Annotated in this window: 16 protein-coding genes; 6 read left to right on the forward strand and 10 right to left on the reverse strand. The window is 56.3% G+C overall.

Translation table 11 applies throughout. The annotated features are described in order from the left end of the window. Positions 1–344 (forward strand): transaldolase family protein (locus QZY01_RS14425; protein ID WP_294538176.1); only part of this gene is annotated, 344 nt, incomplete at its 5' end. Positions 345–848: 504 nt separating this feature from the next. Here QZY01_RS14425 and QZY01_RS14430 read toward each other — a convergent pair. The 4 genes from QZY01_RS14430 to QZY01_RS14445 form a co-directional block, all read right to left on the reverse strand. Then, positions 849–2,414 (reverse strand): acetyl-CoA hydrolase/transferase family protein, encoded by a 1,566-nt coding sequence (locus tag QZY01_RS14430; RefSeq protein ID WP_294538178.1) that lies wholly within the window; start codon positions 2,412–2,414, stop codon positions 849–851. A gap of 315 nt (positions 2,415–2,729) precedes the next feature. Beyond that, positions 2,730–3,263, reverse strand: a complete 534-nt coding sequence (locus QZY01_RS14435) for an isochorismatase family protein (RefSeq protein ID WP_294538179.1) — start codon at positions 3,261–3,263, stop codon at positions 2,730–2,732. A gap of 4 nt (positions 3,264–3,267) precedes the next feature. Beyond that, on the reverse strand, positions 3,268–3,576 hold the full coding sequence (locus QZY01_RS14440; RefSeq protein ID WP_294538181.1) for a hypothetical protein: 309 nt from the start codon (positions 3,574–3,576) through the stop codon (positions 3,268–3,270). 70 nt (positions 3,577–3,646) lie between these two features. Next, the gene (locus QZY01_RS14445) at positions 3,647–4,012 is read right to left on the reverse strand and encodes an N-6 DNA methylase (protein WP_294538182.1); all 366 of its coding nucleotides are present in this window, start codon (positions 4,010–4,012) and stop codon (positions 3,647–3,649) included. A gap of 561 nt (positions 4,013–4,573) precedes the next feature. Here QZY01_RS14445 and QZY01_RS14450 point away from each other — a divergent pair. Both QZY01_RS14450 and QZY01_RS14455 read left to right on the forward strand, forming a co-directional pair. Further along, on the forward strand, positions 4,574–4,957 hold the full coding sequence (locus QZY01_RS14450) for an Arm DNA-binding domain-containing protein (RefSeq protein ID WP_294538184.1): 384 nt from the start codon (positions 4,574–4,576) through the stop codon (positions 4,955–4,957). Positions 4,958–5,263: 306 nt separating this feature from the next. Next, on the forward strand, positions 5,264–5,626 hold the full coding sequence (locus QZY01_RS14455) for a hypothetical protein (protein ID WP_294538186.1): 363 nt from the start codon (positions 5,264–5,266) through the stop codon (positions 5,624–5,626). On the opposite strand, the gene QZY01_RS14460 is transcribed toward QZY01_RS14455, so the two are convergent. The 5 genes from QZY01_RS14460 to QZY01_RS14480 form a co-directional block, all read right to left on the reverse strand. Further along, complete coding sequence (locus QZY01_RS14460; protein WP_294538188.1) at positions 5,627–5,881, reverse strand: hypothetical protein; 255 nt, start codon at positions 5,879–5,881, stop codon at positions 5,627–5,629. Between the two features lie 206 nt (positions 5,882–6,087). After that, positions 6,088–6,963, reverse strand: a complete 876-nt coding sequence (locus tag QZY01_RS14465; protein WP_294538190.1) for a zincin-like metallopeptidase domain-containing protein — start codon at positions 6,961–6,963, stop codon at positions 6,088–6,090. 125 nt (positions 6,964–7,088) lie between these two features. Then, complete coding sequence (locus tag QZY01_RS14470; RefSeq protein WP_294538192.1) at positions 7,089–8,318, reverse strand: type IV secretory system conjugative DNA transfer family protein; 1,230 nt, start codon at positions 8,316–8,318, stop codon at positions 7,089–7,091. Positions 8,319–9,393: 1,075 nt separating this feature from the next. Continuing rightward, complete coding sequence (locus QZY01_RS14475) at positions 9,394–10,860, reverse strand: replication initiator protein A (protein ID WP_294538194.1); 1,467 nt, start codon at positions 10,858–10,860, stop codon at positions 9,394–9,396. 56 nt (positions 10,861–10,916) lie between these two features. After that, on the reverse strand, positions 10,917–11,558 hold the full coding sequence (locus QZY01_RS14480; protein ID WP_294538196.1) for a hypothetical protein: 642 nt from the start codon (positions 11,556–11,558) through the stop codon (positions 10,917–10,919). A 161-nt stretch (positions 11,559–11,719) separates the two neighbouring features. Between QZY01_RS14480 and QZY01_RS14485 the strand changes: the two genes are divergently transcribed. Genes QZY01_RS14485 through QZY01_RS14495 form a run of 3 tightly spaced genes read left to right on the forward strand, consistent with a single transcriptional unit; the run spans position 11,720 to position 16,735 of the window. Next, the gene (locus QZY01_RS14485; protein ID WP_294538198.1) at positions 11,720–14,056 is read left to right on the forward strand and encodes a DEAD/DEAH box helicase family protein; all 2,337 of its coding nucleotides are present in this window, start codon (positions 11,720–11,722) and stop codon (positions 14,054–14,056) included. Next, positions 14,046–15,587, forward strand: a complete 1,542-nt coding sequence (locus QZY01_RS14490) for a class I SAM-dependent DNA methyltransferase (protein WP_294538200.1) — start codon at positions 14,046–14,048, stop codon at positions 15,585–15,587. The genes QZY01_RS14485 and QZY01_RS14490 overlap by 11 nt, the downstream gene beginning before the upstream one ends. Beyond that, a complete protein-coding gene (locus QZY01_RS14495; RefSeq protein WP_294538202.1) occupies positions 15,584–16,735 on the forward strand; it encodes a hypothetical protein in 1,152 nt (383 codons plus the stop codon). The genes QZY01_RS14490 and QZY01_RS14495 overlap by 4 nt, the downstream gene beginning before the upstream one ends. Positions 16,736–17,165: 430 nt before the next feature. On the opposite strand, the gene QZY01_RS14500 is transcribed toward QZY01_RS14495, so the two are convergent. Then, positions 17,166–17,491: hypothetical protein (locus tag QZY01_RS14500; RefSeq protein ID WP_294538204.1), on the reverse strand; the 326-nt coding region annotated here is incomplete at its 5' end.

Raw genomic sequence — 17,491 nt, forward strand, 5'->3', positions numbered from 1 at the left:
CCACCGGCGCCAAAAACCCGGCCTGCAAGGACACGATATACGTCGAAAGCCTGATCGGCGCCGACACGGTGAACACCATGCCGCCCGCGACGATGGACGCCTTCCGCGACCATGGAAAGATCGAACCCGGCGCCATCGAGCACAATCTCGCCGATGCGAAAACAACCTTGTCCGAATTGAAGGAACGCGGCGTTTCACTGGATGAAATCACGCGCCAACTGCTGGAGGACGGCGTGCGGCAATTTTCCGAGGCGTTTGACAAGCTGTTCGCCTCGCTTGAGCAGAGACGCCGGATTCTGCTCGATGGCCAGCGCCCGGGCCTCAGGATCCGGACCAATCGATAGCAGACGCTCTCCAGTGAAACGTTTGGTCAGGAGCAACGTGCGGTTGATCCTCGCTTTTCTGCGGTTGGCGCCCCCTTGATCGACGATGCCGACGATGGCTTGCGCCGGGCGCGTCACCCTTTGCTTGCCGCTCTCCAAGATGGCGGCTAAAGACTCCCGCCGGCAGCGGTCAACGACAACCGGCGGGAATTGTGAAGGGTTTCGGTCGCCGGCCCCACACGGATGATCGGGTCGCTCCGGGGCCGGCGACCGAAAGCCTCCGTGGGAGGAAACCGCGGGACGGAAGAGCTCCATTGGACGCGGCGTTCGCTATGGAAGTTTGAACAGAGCGGCCAGCCTGTGGCGGTGTCTTTTGCGAGCGCTAGCGTGGGGATTTGACGCCCCCGTCTGCGGCCAGAAAGCCAATCGGTGTGAAACGGCGTGGGGTCTGGACGCCGATCAGCGTCGTAAGTCGTTGATCTGTTTGGGATCTGAGGGTCATGCTGCCGCGCCGATTAACATCTTTCAGGGTCGCTTCCAGGCGCTGGCCTGCGCGGCGCCGTCCTTGCGGCAAGCCTCGCGCGCCTCGTGACTGGCCCGCCAGCTCCGCAGGAAGGTAAAGGCTTCGTCCAGAATATGCGGCGTGTGCTGGCCGGGCGAACATTTGCGCGCACGCTCGAAATATTCTTCCAGCGCCGGCTTGAAGGTCGGATGGGCGCAGTTCTCGATGACCAGCACAGCGCGCTTTTTCGGCGACAGGCCGCGCAAATCGGCAAGGCCCTGTTCGGTGACGATGACCTGCACGTCATGTTCGGTATGGTCGACATGCGTGACCATCGGCACGATACAGGAGATCTCGCCGTTCCTGGCGATCGACGGAGTCATGAAGATCGACAGATAGCTGTTGCGGGCGAAATCGCCCGAACCGCCGATGCCGTTCATGATGCTCGAACCGCCTATATGGGTCGAATTGACGTTGCCGTAGATATCGGCCTCGATCATGCCGTTCATGGCGATGACGCCGAGACGGCGGATGACTTCGGGATGGTTGCTGATGTCCTGCGGGCGCAGCATGATTTTTTTCGCGTAGAGCGCGGCGTCACGGTTGAATTCGGCCGCCGCCTCCGGGCTCAACGACAGGGCCGTCGCCGAGGCGAAAGCCATTTTTCCGGATTTAATGAGACTGAACATCCCGTCCTGCAAGACTTCAGTATAGGCGGTCAGATTCTCGTAGGGCGCCGCCTGCAATTGCTCCATCACCGCATTGGCGACATTGCCAACGCCCGATTGCAACGGCAGGAGTTCTTGCGGCAGCCGGCCCTTTTTCACCTCATGGGCGATAAACTCAAGAATATGCGCAGCGATAGCTTCGGAATTGGCGTCCGGCGGGCTAAAGGCCGAATTGCGGTCGGGCGAATGGGTCTCGACGATGGCGATGACTTTTGAGGGATCGCATTTGAAATAGGCGTCGCCGATCCGGTCGCTGGCGGACAAGATCGGGATGGGCTTGCGATGCGGCGGCAGGGCCATCCCGTAATAGATGTCGTGCATGCCCTCAAGCGCGCTGTTCTGCCAGCTGTTGACCTCGAGAATGATCTTGTCGGCCAGATCGAGCCAGGTCTTGTTATTCCCGACCGACGACGAGGGAATCAGCGAGCCGTCTTCGCGAATGCCCGCGATTTCGACAATCGCCACGTCGAGCTTGCCGAGAAACCCGGCCCAAACGAATTGTGCAACATGGGACAGATGAATGTCGATATATTCCATCTGGCCGGCGTTGATGCGCTTGCGGCAGGTCGGATCGGACTGATAGGGCAGCCGCAATTCCACGCCGTCTACCTTGGCCAGGGCGCCGTCGAGTTCCGGGGCTGTCGAAGCGCCCGTCCAAACACCAATCCGGAACGGCGCGCCCGCCGAATGCGCGGCATTCATCCGCTCGGCCAACGCCAAAGGAACCGCTTTGGGATAGCCGGCGCCTGTAAAGCCGGACATGCCGACATTGCAGCCCTTGGGAATCAAGGCCGCAGCCTCTTCCGCCGACATGATTTTGGCGCGAAGGGCCTGATTGTGGATGCGGGTGGGCTGGCTCATGGTTTACGTCCCGGCGGGCGACGATCATGGGGCGCTGAAATTGAACGAATGAAGAGAATCGGAAAATACTCATGGTCGAGGCGAGAGCCGAATTGGCCGAAAGCCTTCGGCGGCCCCAGCGGATCGCCTTTGACCGGGTGGCGCATGGCCAAACAAAAACCCCGCTCTGGCTTTCACCATGCGGGGCTGCTCCCTGGCGGCTGTGCATCCGAGCGCGACTCCTCAACGACAGCCGAAAGCCGGCGCCTATTTCAGGTTGAACGCGACCGTCTGGATCTTGCCGGCGAAAAACCGCTCCGGCTAGAAGTCCGAAGGTTATCTAATCAACGCGACAACCTCGCGAAAGCGCGGATGCTCCGCCGTCTCAAGCCACTCGAACAGCACCATCTCCGTCGTCACAATCTCCACCCCATGACGCTCCAGCCGGTGGATGGCGGCGTTCTTGTTCTCCGCGCGCCGCGATCCCACCGCGTCGCCAACAACAAAGGTCCTGCGGCCTTTCTCGATCAGGCCGAGCGCAGTTTGGAGCACGCAGACATGCGCCTCGCAGCCAGCCATGACGATCGTGCGGCCACCGCCGAGGCGCTCAAGGACACCCGGCGCTCGAATAGCGTCAAACGTCATCTTGTGGACGACGTTTGACGGATTCGGCGTCAGTTCCGGCACGGTCGCGCCGAGCCCTTTGGGGTTCTGCTCGGTGAACAGCATCGGCACATCGAGTATATTGGCCGCGGCGATAAGCCGCCTCGCATTGGCAAGGGCTGCGGAGCCCTGATCGATGGCGGGGGTCAGCCTCGATTGAAAGTCGATCAAAAGCAAAAGAGAAGTTTGGGCTTCAAGGGTCAGCACGTTTTCATCGCTTATCTATTTCTGGCGACCGTTCGCCTTTCTCGGCCCGCTCGCCGTTGGCTTCTTGCGCGCGACGCGCCTCGTCCGCAACCCGCGCCGCCTCGGCCTCCCGAGCGCTTTGCGCCTTTTCCGCCTCGAAGCGATGTGTTCCACTTAAGAGGGACCACAACTGAGAGAATGTTGGAAGTGGCATGACGCTGTCTCCGGGTACGGGAAGCAAGAATAATGGCATCGACAATAAAAAGCAGCGATGCCCGGACACTTTTTTCATCCCGCGTCTGTAGGCGTATCGTTTGGGCGTCAGTTCGCGCAACGCGAATGAGGACTTCACCCGCACCCGCCGGGCGTAAAATCCGTTTAGCTATCAGTGTCTTCGGACGAACCTAAAATTCCACCCTAGTCACGAGATCGCCGACAACGACGCGGCCATCGGCGATGACACGGACGGTGACGCCGCCCAGCCCGCGCATCGCGTTACACTCTTTCAGTGTGAAGCGCTGGTTGGTCCGCAGGTCGTAAATCCAAAGCTCTTTCGTCGCGTGCTGTTCCGATGGCGGCATTTTGTCGAAGAAAAGCACGTTGGCGTTCACGCCCTGCTTGTAAAAGATGCCGGTCGGCAGGCGCAGCAGCGTGTGAAAGTCGAAATTCTTCAGCAGGCCGCGGCGGATGGTTTCGCCCGCGCCGCCCTCAAATCGCACGTTGTCCGGCAGCACGACGGCGGCTTCTCCGTTTGGCGCCACCACGGTCATGATGCTTAGAAATTTTGTTGGTGGAGCTGAGGGGCCTTTTTTGTGAGAAGCCCTAAAGGCAGGGAGTCAGCGTCGAGCAGGATCGCGTTTTTTTTGAAGCAGCGGAACGCCCGACATCGGCAAGGCAAGCAACGATGGCGACCGCAGGCGGGCAGCGCATTCTCGCGCGCCCCAGATGGGTGGCCGGGAAGCCGATCCATGCCGACCGACCATCGCAGCGTTTTGCGTCGGCTGGGCGGTAAATTCGTCCCGATGCTTCCCATACGCTTCCAAATCTGGATTTTTGGGAAGCGCTCTCACTCAATTATGCCGCTAAGTTATTGTTTTTGTTTGGTGAGCGCGATGGGACTCGAACCCATGACCCTCTGATTAAAAGTTTTGCGGTCCAAAATTTCTAGAAATTTACAGAATTTTCAAATTCCATGTATCTCCCTATTTACAAGGCACTCATCAATATCTGTTGATTTCCGATGATGGCCTAGGTTATCCTAAAATCGCTTACCAGACGCTTACCGTGCTTACCAGGCGCTTACCACAAAACGGTGTTTGAGGGTCCCAACATTGCCACAAGATCGCATTTCAAAGCGTTCAATTGACAGCCTTTTTTGCCCGCAGGGGAAAGACCGTGAGTTCCTCTGGGACGACGCGCTGGCCGGCTTCGGCGTCGCCGCCTTCGCCTCTGGCAAGAAGGTCTATGTCGCTCAATATCGTAAGGACGGGCGCTCGCGCCGTGTTTCGCTCGGCGAACACGGTCGCCTGACACCCGACGAGGCGCGATCTATGGCCAAGACTGTTTTGGGGCAGGTCGAGCAAGGCGCCGACCCCGTCGAAGAGCGCCGCAAAGCGCGGGCGATCCGGACATTCCGCGAAGTGGCGGAGGACTTCATCAAGCTGCATGTCGCGATGAAGCGCAAAGGCGGCACCAAGGCCGATTATGAGCCATAATCTTTGAGAACTTTTTGCAGAGTGATAACAGCAGCACCTTTTGATCCGATTTTGAGATTTTCATTTAGCTGAGAGGACTGACTTTTTACGACAAACTCGACAGTATTATTCGTAGGTGACGATGATTTTGTCTATGCGGCGAGAGATAATTGAGTGGTAAAAGCGAATAAAAACGCCGCAAATACAATTAAATAAAACTGTCTCATTTATCATAACTATACAATATGTATTTCGTTAATGTAACTACTAATATATTTAGAGTGGATAAATAAAATAACAAACATAATCAATGCTGCAAAACAAATATTGTGCGACCATGAAAACATGGCTCTGTCAAGCCGTTTTATTCAAGGTGTATTTTTTTGCTCAGAACTTGATCGCGCTTTTGTGTCGGCGGCCATCGACGATGTGAACAAATCGGACTTCAAGATCGTCGTATTGAAAAAATATCCAGTTCACATCATGTACGACGCCGTAGAGCGTTGTCTCATAGCCATGATCTTTTTTTCCGAGGCGGGGTTGCGTGGCGACGAGTTCGCAGAAGTCGTTCAATTCGATGATGAACGTATCAGTGCGCGCGACGCCGAATCGCGATTCAATGTAAGCGGCGATCTCGTCCGCGTCTGCCACGAAGCTGGCGGCGTAAACAATTCGGCGCATAGGGCGTGACTACGCTTGACGGCGCTCGGTGGCGCGGCGCTTCAATTCAGCCGCGAGCGCTCCCCCACCTTCGATGATTCGACCCTGCCGAATGTCGGACAGGCCGCGCTCAATCGCGGCGCGGCCCTCGGCGCTGCGCACATAGTCGGACATCGCCGCCAAATCGTCGGTGAGTGCGACGGGCGTCACGTCAATGGGGGTATGTTCTGCAAGCTTTGCCATAAGTGAAGCGTACCATATCCGCATGAAGAAGTCATATGACACGCGGTCTTCCCTGCCCTGGCATAATCCTTTGAAAAACGGCGATTTGACAAAATTGGCTCTGCGTGGCGTTGCGATGCCTCGAACCGGCCGTGACGCGCGCCCAATTTGCCCTGCAACGAGCGAATTTCCGCTCCCACTTCGGCGATATGGTGAAGTTGCCCCCTTCATAAAAAAACTGCCGCATGGTGACGGCAGTTAGCTAATGGTCATTCTTCAACCGTGCGGACTTCGGCTGTGAATGACCGGAGAAAATCGGCGGCCTGACTCGCTTTGCTCGCGGCGGTAAAAATGGCGCGATTGTCCTCCTTTAAAAGCGCGATCCAATTGTCGATGTATGACGCATGGCGCAGCTCTCCATTGATGCCGAGATGAGCGCAAAGAAATGCTGAGGTCAATTCGGCGATCAATTCTTCGGCCGCGTAGGCTTTCGTGCCGAAGCGATTTTTGAGATCACGATTAAGCCGCGAGTCGTGTCCACTCCAGTGTCCCAACTCATGCAATTTCGTCGCGTAATAACTTTCGATATTCACGAAAGCTGACAGCGCCGGCAACTGAATGATGTCGAGTGCAGGGACAAAGCACGCACGGCTCCCACCATGGCGGATTTCCGCCTTCGTTGCCGCGATGAACCGATCGATATCGTCTTCGGTCGGACACGTGACCTCTTCAGGTGTCGCGAGTTTTGTTGGAAGCCCGTCGATCTGCGAAACATTGAAGACGGTGTAGCCGCGCAACATTGAAATTTGTCGTGCGTTATCATCATCGTCGTCACCTTTCACTAAAAGTTTTTTCGTGAAGACGATGTGCGTGCCTTTTTCACCTTTACGAACATGCGCGTCGAGCGCGAGCGCCTGTTGAAAAGTCATCCAGGCATGGTCGGCATATCCGGCGCTTTTGGCGGCCTGCCATAACACGGGAATGTTGATGCCGCTGTACGTGCGACCAGTCGCGAGATTTGCAGGAAGCAACCCGAGACTGGTGCGCTTCTTGGTCTTCCACGGTTGAACCCAAACGGGAACGCCGGCCTCCAGGTCGGCAATGATCGAGAGTGTGACACTCTGATAGAGATCGTCGATTTTCAAAGAAACCTCCGTCCGGCTATCGGCACTCGAAACGAAGTGCCGAACGGCGGGGCGGATGTCTGAAATAATTATAGCGCGTCGAAGCGAAGCAGCGAGCTGTTCACCGGTCGCAGAGCCGGCACCCCCTACCCTTCGATGGCAGCGCGCGGCCGGCCAAAATTGCGGCGGCTCTGCGCAACAACGCGCAGCAAGCGACCAGAGGAAAGCGCGAAGCGCGGCGCGCAAATAATCGGGTGATAGTCGCCATAAGCGGCGCGGCGAAGCCACGCCTTGAATGGCAGTTGCGCCGCGAGTGTGTTCGGCTCCATGGGGTGAAATTCCGGCGCGAGTAGCGCCGCGTCCGCGCCGCCGACGCGGAACGCGATGATTGTACCTGCATTCCCGAGGATCGCGGCGCGGACATGCGGTGCAATTTGATCAGTGAATTGATGTGCAAGGCAAAAATACGCCGCGTACTTTCGCGATTCCGACATGAGCGACGCGAAGGCGTCCGTCCCAAACGACTGAAATTCATCGACCTGCACAAAGAATGGAACACGCTCGTGTTCAGGAATTGCGCCTCGGCTCATGGCGACAAGCTGAAGATGTGAGACGAAGAGTGAGCCGAGAAGGTTTGCTGCCTGCTCCCCTATCGCGCCCTTGGCGAGGTTCGCGATGACAATCCGTCTGTTGTCCATGGCGAAAGACAGGTCGAATTTCGGCGATGTCTGACCAAGGATGGCGCGGACATTGGGACTCGTCGCGAACTGACCCGCCTTGTTGAGGATCGGTGAAATGGCTTCGGTGCGAAAGCGCGCATCATATTTGGTGAACTCATGCTCCCAAAATCGCCGCGTCACGGGATCGCGCACGCGATGAACCGCGCGGTCGCGAAAGTGCTCGTCTGTGTAAAGTCGCGGAAGATCAATCAACGTCGAATGCGGGCTATCAAGCAATGCGGCAATGCCATGATAGAGAAAATGTTCAAGCCGTGGCCCCCAGGAATCGCCCCATAGGTGCTTGAAGGCGGACACCATTCCTGACGCCGCAAGCGCGCGTCGGTCATATGGAACCCGCGCCAGCGGGTTGAAGCCCACCGGAAAATCGGTATCCGCGACATTGAGATAGCAGACTTCATTTATACGGCGCGTCGGCATGTGGTCGACGATCGCTTCGGCCAGATCGCCGTGTGGGTCGATAACGGCGACTCCCCGCCCCGCGAGAATATCGAGCATCGCGAGATTGAACAGGAGCGTTGACTTTCCCGATCCTGATTTTCCTACCGTGTAGATGTGGCGAGCACGCTCGTCGATGGTGAACTCGACGGGTTCTCCGCGTGTGGCGGTGGTGGCGATGAAAAAATTTGCTGGCTCCATAAGCCAGGACAATCTCCGGTGCGATTTCGCGCGATAGCGCGACGTTTTGTCGTCATGCGTCCGACCGGCTTGTCGATTTCAGTGGACGCGACTCATCGGGCTGCCTTGTGAGGCGTTGCCGACGCGGTACGCGGAGATTGTCCCGGTGCGTGCAGCGCGCACACTCCGTCTATTGAGTATACCGACTTAGTGTGCATTCGCCTCCGATTGGCGGGGATAACTCGTCCTTTCCCCCGTTTCGCTTCGGTAAGCACCTGCCCCGCCGCGACGATCCTTGTCCTGTCGCGACGTGTCGCGGCGAGGCGACGTGCGGAATCCGGATTGTGTCGTTCGGTGATTGTTGGGACATCCTCAATGGTTCCGGTCTGCATTCGCGAAGTTCCCCCCCCGCTTTTGTCGGAGACGGGACGCTCGCGCCGGTATCGGACGTGTTCGATAGCCCGCAGCGCAGCGAGGACTATCGTGACATGTTCGCTACTCGGCGCAATTCAACAGCGGCCCGTCGGTGCGGCTTTGCCGCCCGACCCCGCGCCGCCAGTCGAGCATCGCAGCTCCAGGCGAGAAGCGCAGACCGCGCGCTCCAACGGCCAGGGTGGGTGATGCGCCAGAGCGCAGCCCCATTCGGGCAGGCGGGAGCGGCCGCCAGCTTTACCTTTCGCACAACTCGAAGATAGTTGTGTGAAGTAAAGTGGCGGCGCGGGGTCGGGCGGCAAAGCCCGACAAAAGCGGGGGGATTCGCTATGTATTTCGAGAACTTCGCTCACGTAGCAGGGTACAGACGGGTCTGTACCTCTCTTCGTATCCCTTTGTGAGGTGTTCTTTTTTTAAAGGACGACACACAAAACGTCTCGGAGGACTATCGTGACGCCTTGGTGTTCGATAGCCCGGACGGCCGGTCAGCACCGTGTTGAATATATTTGAATATATTAGAGCGCGGGATTGTGCCGATGGCGTGGCTTCACTGAGCCATTTTTGTCACACCCCCGTTGAGTCAAAACCCACACCTTTTTGAGTCAAAACCCACACCCCTTTGAGTGAGAACCCACACCTTTTTAGTGAAAACCCACAGCCAAGGCTAAGACGCCTGAGCCAGAGAGGCCCATTCCTCCGCGCTCTTGATCCGGTATCCGTAGCGCTCAATTGTGATTTGGCGACGTTTTGTGTCGGTCATGGCTTCCTGCAAGGAGCCTCGGTAGCCATTGGCTGAACTGCGCGCGAGCTGGTCGATCGCTTGACGCTCTTCGGCCGGTAGAGTCGCGAAAAGTGCCTCCGCCTCCTGTCGTCGGTAGGACTCGTAGGCATTTTTCAGAGTCTCGACCCTTTGCCAGTCGGCGGTCTTTTCTCGGATGGAAATTTCGGACGTCTGGCGTGATTTAAAAAGGGCGAGGTATTGACGCAGGCCCCCGAGAGTCTGAACGTCGAAATTGGTATTCTTAGCAGCGGCAAGCGCAAAATCGACGAAAGCCGCCGCGTCCTCGATGCTGATCTCCGTGAGCATCTGACGCGCCGTCTCCACGTCCTTTGAGTTGACGTATGCAATTGAGGACACCGGCAGACCCGTGCGTTTCTCCGCAAAAAGATAGGCGAATCGGAGCGGTTCCTTTGTCTCCTGAGAACTGGTCACAGCCGGCGATGTCGTGCGCGCGCCGCGTCGGTAGAACCGGTCGAAGTCGTCAAAGAACGCATGTCCAGGGCGAAACGTGACGACAAAACCGCTGTCGCGCTTCGCCTTCTCAAGGTCGAAGGAGGCCAAGAATCCGGCTGCGACCAACTTGTCGAGGTGCGGCCCGAGCTGATTACGAACGATGGTCGATTTTTGGCGGTGAACCGACAAGCCGCCGAGCCAGTCGCGGCAAATATCGTCATACCGCTTTTGCAGCGAAAGCTGACTCCCGTTGACCCCGTTGTACAAATTCGCGAAGTGAAAAAACGTGCGCATGTAAAGCGCCTGACCGATCGTCCCGAAGTCCTGCATCATGCTGTGGTTGAGGCACGTGAAATGCTCGTCCACCAACGAGCTGATAATCGGCTGCGCGAGCGTGATCGTGCATGCCTCGATCGGATCGCTTGCGAACTCGCGGCGCTCGATAAGGATTTCTGGAAACACGCTGAACGAGTGCTCCGCGAATGCGCCGCCCGCCGTCTTGAAGTGCGTCTTGACGAAGGTGTAATGGATTTCATGTAGGGCGCGCGCGAGCTGTTCGCTGTCGCGGCCGCCCCAGTGCTTTCGTCCGATGAGGCGTCCGATCTCGCGACGAGTGAAGTGGATTTCTTTCGCGACCGGTCGACCGTAGTCGGAGTGCTTCTTGATTAAGGCGACGAAAATTTTATGTGCGAGCGGCCCTGGCTGTCCGAGCTTTGGATCGGGGCGGATTGAGATGTGCTTCTCCATCGACCCTCGATTGAGTTCAATTTCTTGCGTCTGCAACGGGGCGCGCTTTGCATCGTGACAGAAGAGCGCTCCTGCAATTCGCAGCAGCGTGCTCTCGATATAGAGCTTCGCTCCCGTCTGCTCCGCGTCTGATGGAATCTTCTTCGCCATATACAAGTATTATAGCGTGTACAGATTCGATTTAATTTTAGACTGTGGAGAACAACCTACGACGAATTGTGATGTGCGTCGTCTGAGTTTGAACGATGCGGGTCTGGCGATCCAAGGAGTGGTGAAAGCATTCGCTGCAACCCTCCGATGAGGACGTTGGTCTCGCGGCTTCTTTCGGTCAGTTCCTTGATCTGTGCGTTCTTGGTTGAAATCTCCTCGCGGAGAAAGGTAACCTCGCCCTCTAACCGGTCGATATATTTGCCGGCGATGTCAGGGACAGTCGCGCCTTGTCGCGACGTGTCTTGCGAGTGATTCTCGCGCGAATTTCCGTTTTCTTTTGATATGTCGTCAGCGACGGTTCGCGACAGGTCGTGCTCAGTCGCGCCTTGTCGTGGCGCGGTATTCAAGTCTTCAAATGAATTTGGTGCGACGACTTGTCGCGACATGACGCGGTTGGTCGACCTGGTGACTTCCTCGATTTGCGAGATGTGTCGTGCGACGGAGGCGGCGGTGATGAGATATTTTTCGCCGAACTGCGTTTCCTGTCGGAGGCAGTCGAGGTGGCCCTGCGCGCAATAACGCTGGATGCTGCGAATCGTTCGCGGATGGCCGGCGTGCTCATACCGGAGAGCGGCGTCTTCGATAGTCAGGGAATAATCCTCGGGGCTGGTCGCGACTTGTCGCGGTTGGTCGTCCATGTGGTAATCATACCGCGAATCACTCCGCGTCTTGCCCGTTATCCCCAAGATGGCAACCGACTCACTAGGGAACAGGTAAGAGCAGGTTAATGAATAGACTAGAAATGCATTTAGAGTAGTATGAAGATATGCTAACTGAAGCAGATACGTGCAGAAAATTTGTGGTACCGAAGCTGACGGCTGCGGGTTGGGATGATGATCCGCATATGATTGCGGAGCAGCGGAGCATTACTGATGGGCGGATTGTTCCTGTCGGAAAAGGATTTGTTCGAAAGCCGCCGAAACGTGTCGATTATCTTCTCCGATACACGAGAGACTTTTCACTGGCGGTTGTGGAAGCAAAACCTGCGTACCGTACAGCCGCCGATGGCATGCAGCAGGCGAAGCAATATGCGGAGATGCTTGGGCTGAAATTCGCATATGCGACGAACGGCCATGAGATTCTGGAATTCGACTATACGACCGGTCTCGAAGCGAAAATTGATGCGTTTCCCACGCCTGCCGAGCTATGGAGGCGGTATCGAGTGGCGAGTGGGCTGAGCGACGATTCGAAAGCCGAACGGCTTCTGAGCCCCTATAACCACACAGCCGGACTAAAGGAGCGCTACTACCAAGAGATTGCGATCAACCGTGCGGTTGAAGCAATCCTCAAAGGGCAGCGCCGTACTTTGCTCACGATGGCGACTGGCACTGGCAAAACCACCGTCGCCCTGCAAATTTGTTGGAAGCTGTGGTCTTCGCGCTGGAACCGAACTGGCGAGCATCGTCGACCACGTATCCTATTCCTCGCGGATCGCAATATCTTGGTCGATGATCCGAAAGACAAGGATTTCGCGGTCTTCGGCGACGCCCGTCACAAGATCGAAGGCGGCGACGTCGTAATGAGCCGCGAGATGTATTTTGCAATCTATCAGGCGCTCGCGGAGGACAAAAATAGAGAGGGAAAGTTTCGCGCCTATTCGCCGGATTTCTTCGACCTCATTATTATCGACGAATGCCACCGGGGCAGCGCGCGCGATGCGAGCTCGTGGCGGGATATCCTCAACTATTTCGAACCTGCGTATAAGCTTGGACTGACGGCCACGCCGCTCCGCGACGAGAGCCGCGATACCTACCGATATTTCGGGAACCCTATTTATGAATACAGTCTGCGCCAAGGGATAGAGGACGGCTTCCTCGCGCCATATCGGGTTCATCGGGTCATTACAGAATGGGACGCCGCTGGATGGCGGCCAAGTAAGGATGATCTCGACCGCTATGGTCGCGCGATCCCCGATGATGAATACGAAACGAAGGATTTTGAACGGGCGGTGGCGCTGCGTGCCCGCACAGAGGCGATAGCCCGCCACCTGACTGATTTTATGAAAGGCAGCGATCGGTTCGCGAAGACAATTGTGTTCTGCGTCGATCAGGATCATGCGAGCGAGATGAGAACGGCGCTTAGCAACCTAAATGCCGATCTTGTTCAGCAGTATCCCGACTATGTGTGCCGAGTGACATCGGATGAGAAAGACATCGGTCGAGGCCATCTCGCGAATTTTCAGGACCTTGAAAAGAATACGCCGGTGATACTCACAACCTCGCAGTTGCTGACGACGGGGGTGAATGCGCCAACATGCAAGAACATCGTCCTTGCGCGGATCGTCGGTTCCATGAGCGAGTTTAAACAGATTATTGGGCGTGGCACACGCGTGCGGGATGATTACGGAAAACTGTGGTTCAACATCATAGACTACACTGGGTCAGCGACACGTCTTTTTGCCGACCCCGCATTTGATGGCGAACCTGTTCGCATCACCGAGGAAGAAATCGACGCTGACGGCGAAGTTACGTCGACGCGGGAGACAGCGGTTGCAGAGGCTGAGGCTGAAGGGTCAGCGCCGGAGGAAGGGGCTCCTGGCGTGATTGAGCCGCCGTCGGGTGAGCCACGGAAATTCTATTTCGACGGAGGACAGGTGGCGGTTGCGGCGCACCTCGTTTATGAGCTCGATCCGAATGGCAAACAGTTGCGAGTCGTTCGATATACAGAGTACGCTGCCGATACGATTCGCACGCTTTGCCCAGATGCCATTAATCTCCGGAATAAATGGAGCGACGCAAAACAGCGAGCAGAAATTATAGAGGCGCTCAAGGAGCGAGGCGTCAGTTTTGAACAACTGGCCGAAGAGCTCAAACAAGGAGAGGCCGACCCTTTTGATTTGCTGTGTCACCTGGCGTTCAACGCGCCACTCCGAACGCGGCGCGAACGAGCACAACAGCTCAAAACAAATCGGCCTGACCTCTTCACGCAATACTCTCCTCAAGCGCGTGCTATCCTTGAAGAACTTCTGGAGAAGTATGCCGAGCACGGTGACGCGCAATTCGTGCTTCCGGACGTGCTGCATGTCCCGCCTATTTCCAATCATGGGCAAGTGGCTGAAATTATCCGTTATTTCGGGAGCGCCGACCAACTGCGCATCGCCGTAACCAACTTACAGAATGAACTCTATGCCGCGTAAACCGAACGCAAAGCTCACGACGACGCAATCGTTGGGTAGCCTGTTGAAGTCCGCACGCGATTTGATGCGGAAAGATAAGGGTCTGAACGGCGATCTTGATCGACTGCCGCTGCTCACTTGGATCATGTTCCTGAAATTTCTCGACGATCTTGAGGTGCAGCGCGAAGTGGAAGCGGTACTCGCAGGAAAATCATTCCGACCGGCAATCGATGCGCCTTATCGGTGGCGTGATTGGGCGGAAAACCCGCAGGGAATCACAGGCGATGAACTCTTGGCTTTCATCAACCAAGACGAGGCTGTCCTGCCGAATGGCAAGCGAGGGGCCGGCCTTTTCGCCTATCTACGGCAGCTAACGAGCTCGAACGGCGATAATCGTCGGGATGTCGTCGCGACTGTCTTCCGTGGCGTCGATAATCGCATGAAGAGCGGCTATCTGTTGCGAGACGTGATCAACAAAATCGCGGGTATTCATTTCACTTCGAGCGAAGAGCTCCATACGCTTGGCGCGCTCTATGAGTCCATGTTGCGCGAAATGCGCGACTCCGCAGGAGACTCCGGAGAATTCTATACGCCGCGTCCTGTAGTGCGTTTTATGGTCGAAATGATCGATCCGCGTCTTGGGGAGACGGTTCTCGATCCTGCCGCCGGCACGGGTGGGTTCCTTGTCGAGTCATTCAATTATCTCAGCAAGCAAGTGAAGACCGTCGCCGATCGCAAGCGTCTTCAACAAGACTCGATCTTTGGAGCCGAGCCAAAGTCGTTGCCGTATCTGCTTTGCCAAATGAATCTGCTGCTCCATGGGCTTGATGCGCCGAGCATCGATCCAGGTAACTCACTGCGGTTCAAACTCTCGGAGATTGGCGAAAGAGATCGGGTGGAAGTTATCGTCACCAATCCACCCTTCGGCGGAGAAGAGGAGAAGGGTATCCAAGGGAATTTTCCGCAAGATAGGCAAACGGCCGAAACCGCCTTGCTCTTCCTGCAACTGATCATGCGGAAGCTCCGTCGCAAAGCGACACTGGCTGGACATGCTGGGCGCGCGGCAGTGGTCGTCCCGAATGGCACCTTGTTCGGCGACGGCGTCTGTGCCCGTATCAAGGAAGAACTGCTCAAGGAATTCAACCTGCATACTATCGTCCGGCTGCCCAATGGGGTCTTTGCGCCATACACTCCCATCCCAACCAACATTCTGTTTTTCGATCGCAGCGGCCCGACGCGCGAGGTCTGGTACTACGAACAACCGCTGCCAGAGGGTCGGAAGAACTACACCAAAACCGCTCCCCTCCAGTTTGAGGAGTTCGCGACGCTGGCGACGTGGTGGAACAAGCGGAAGGAAAATGACAATGCGTGGAAAGTGCCCGCCGCCGAGTTACTGGCGAACGGCTGTAACCTCGACCGCAAGAATCCGCGGGGGAAGGAAGACATCACGCACCTGCCGCCCGCGCAACTCGCTGCCGACATTCTGAAGAAAGAGCAACGTATCGCGGAGATAATGGAAAACATTCAAAGACTCTTGGCAAATCAAGTATGAGCAAGCAATGGCCATTGGTGAAGCTTCGCGACGTTTTGAAACGCTCGGAGGATACGATAGCGCTTCAGGCCGACGCAACTTACCGCGAAATCACGGTGAAGATGTGGGGGAAAGGGGTTGTTTTGCGCGGCACCATCTTGGGTGCAGAGATAGCAAGTGCTCGACGCTTCGTTGCAAAAACCGGACAATTCATCCTTTCTCGCATTGATGCTCGAAACGGCGCTATCGGAATCGTCCCGCCCGAACTTGACGGTGCAGTCGTCACGAACGACTTCCCACTCTTCTATTCAAATGCGGAACGAATCAGCGTCGCCTTTCTTGCGTGGCTTAGTCGCACGTCGGGCTTTGTAAACTTGTGTGTGCGCGCTAGTGAAGGGACAACTAATCGCGTTCGGTTGCAGGAAGACCGATTCCTTGCGCTTGAAATCCCGTTGCCGCCGGTGGCGGAGCAGCGACGATTGGTCGCACGGATTGAGGAACTGGCTACCAAATTACAAGAAATTCGACAGATTCGAGACGATGAGGAGAAAGAGTGCCGAGCACTTCTTTTAGCAACGTTCTGGAATGTAGCAAGAAACGCTCCTCGACGCCCGATGGCAGAGGTTGCGCCGCTCATCCGCCGTCCGACAGAGATTCAGACAAATACAGTTTATCCGGAACTTGGAATTAGATCATTTGGCCATGGCACCTTTCATAAACCTGCACTTTCTGCCTTTGAGTTAGGGTCAAAGAGAATTTTTAGGATTGAACGCGACGATCTTTTATTCAGTAATGTGTTTGCTTGGGAGGGTGCGATTGCGGTGGCAAAGCCTGAGGATCATGGGCGTTTTGGCTCGCACCGGTTTATGAGTTGCGTTCCGAGAGCGGGGGTGGCTACTTCGCAATTCCTACGCTTCTATTTTCTGACAAACGAAGGAATTGAGCTGATTCGCGCTGCATCACCCGGCGGCGCTGGAAGAAATCGGACTCTCGGTATCGAGGCGTTGACAAACATCAAAGTGCCAGTGCCACCAATCGAAACGCAGAAATGGTTTGACGCGCTACAAGCGGAGGTAGATGCGCTAAAGAGCGTGAAAGCCGAAACAGCGGCCGAGTTAAACGCCCTTCTGCCGTCGATCCTCGATCGCGCTTTTGCCGGCGAATTATGATCGACTGTGCCCCAATTTTAGATCGAGTGTGCTCGTAGAACCCGAGTTTGGTTAGAACGGCTCACGAACAAACTGCACGGATTTTGCACGTGTGCACATGCATCTTCATGCTCTGTTCTGCCTGCACATACCGATTGACGCGCGAACGCGTCTGGCTCAAGTGTCTGATTTTATTCAAGAAAAATGGTGGGCGATATAGGGATCGTTGTCGCTCATGTTGGGCTCTCCGATCTTGTTCTGCGAGGACGTGCTGCCGCCCAAGGTCGCCATCTTCAGCGTTGCCGTCAATGGGCGAGAGACGGGGGGACGAGCGGCCAAATAATATATTTTTCGGCTATCGGCGGCAGTCTGGGGATGTGAGTTCCACACGTTGCCGAACGAGAACCGCTGATGGCAATCAGTCCGCGCAACGTGTGGAATTGATCAAAGGCTATGCGGCTTTCCTGCCGCCGATTTTACCGCTCTGGTCCAGTTTTTTGACGATTCCGTTGATTTCGGCCCTCCGCTTTTGCGGGGAATGGGCATGTGCAGCCTGATCGCGCAATTCTTGCGTCAAATCGGAACCAGTCACACCCGCCCAATGAAGGGTGCGAGCCAGACGGAAAAAGGCGGCATGGCCGTCGCCGTGAGGGGTCAATTGTAAGCGGTACGCCGCAGCCACGGGCTGATTTTTGATTTCGGTTAGCGGCGGTGCGGCGAGCGCGATTTTGCAAGGCGCCGACTGGAAGCGCGCCGATCCGCGCAGTGCCGGTATAG

The sequence above is a fragment of the uncultured Rhodoblastus sp. genome (genome assembly GCF_903903185.1).
Lineage (GTDB): Bacteria > Pseudomonadota > Alphaproteobacteria > Rhizobiales > Beijerinckiaceae > Rhodoblastus.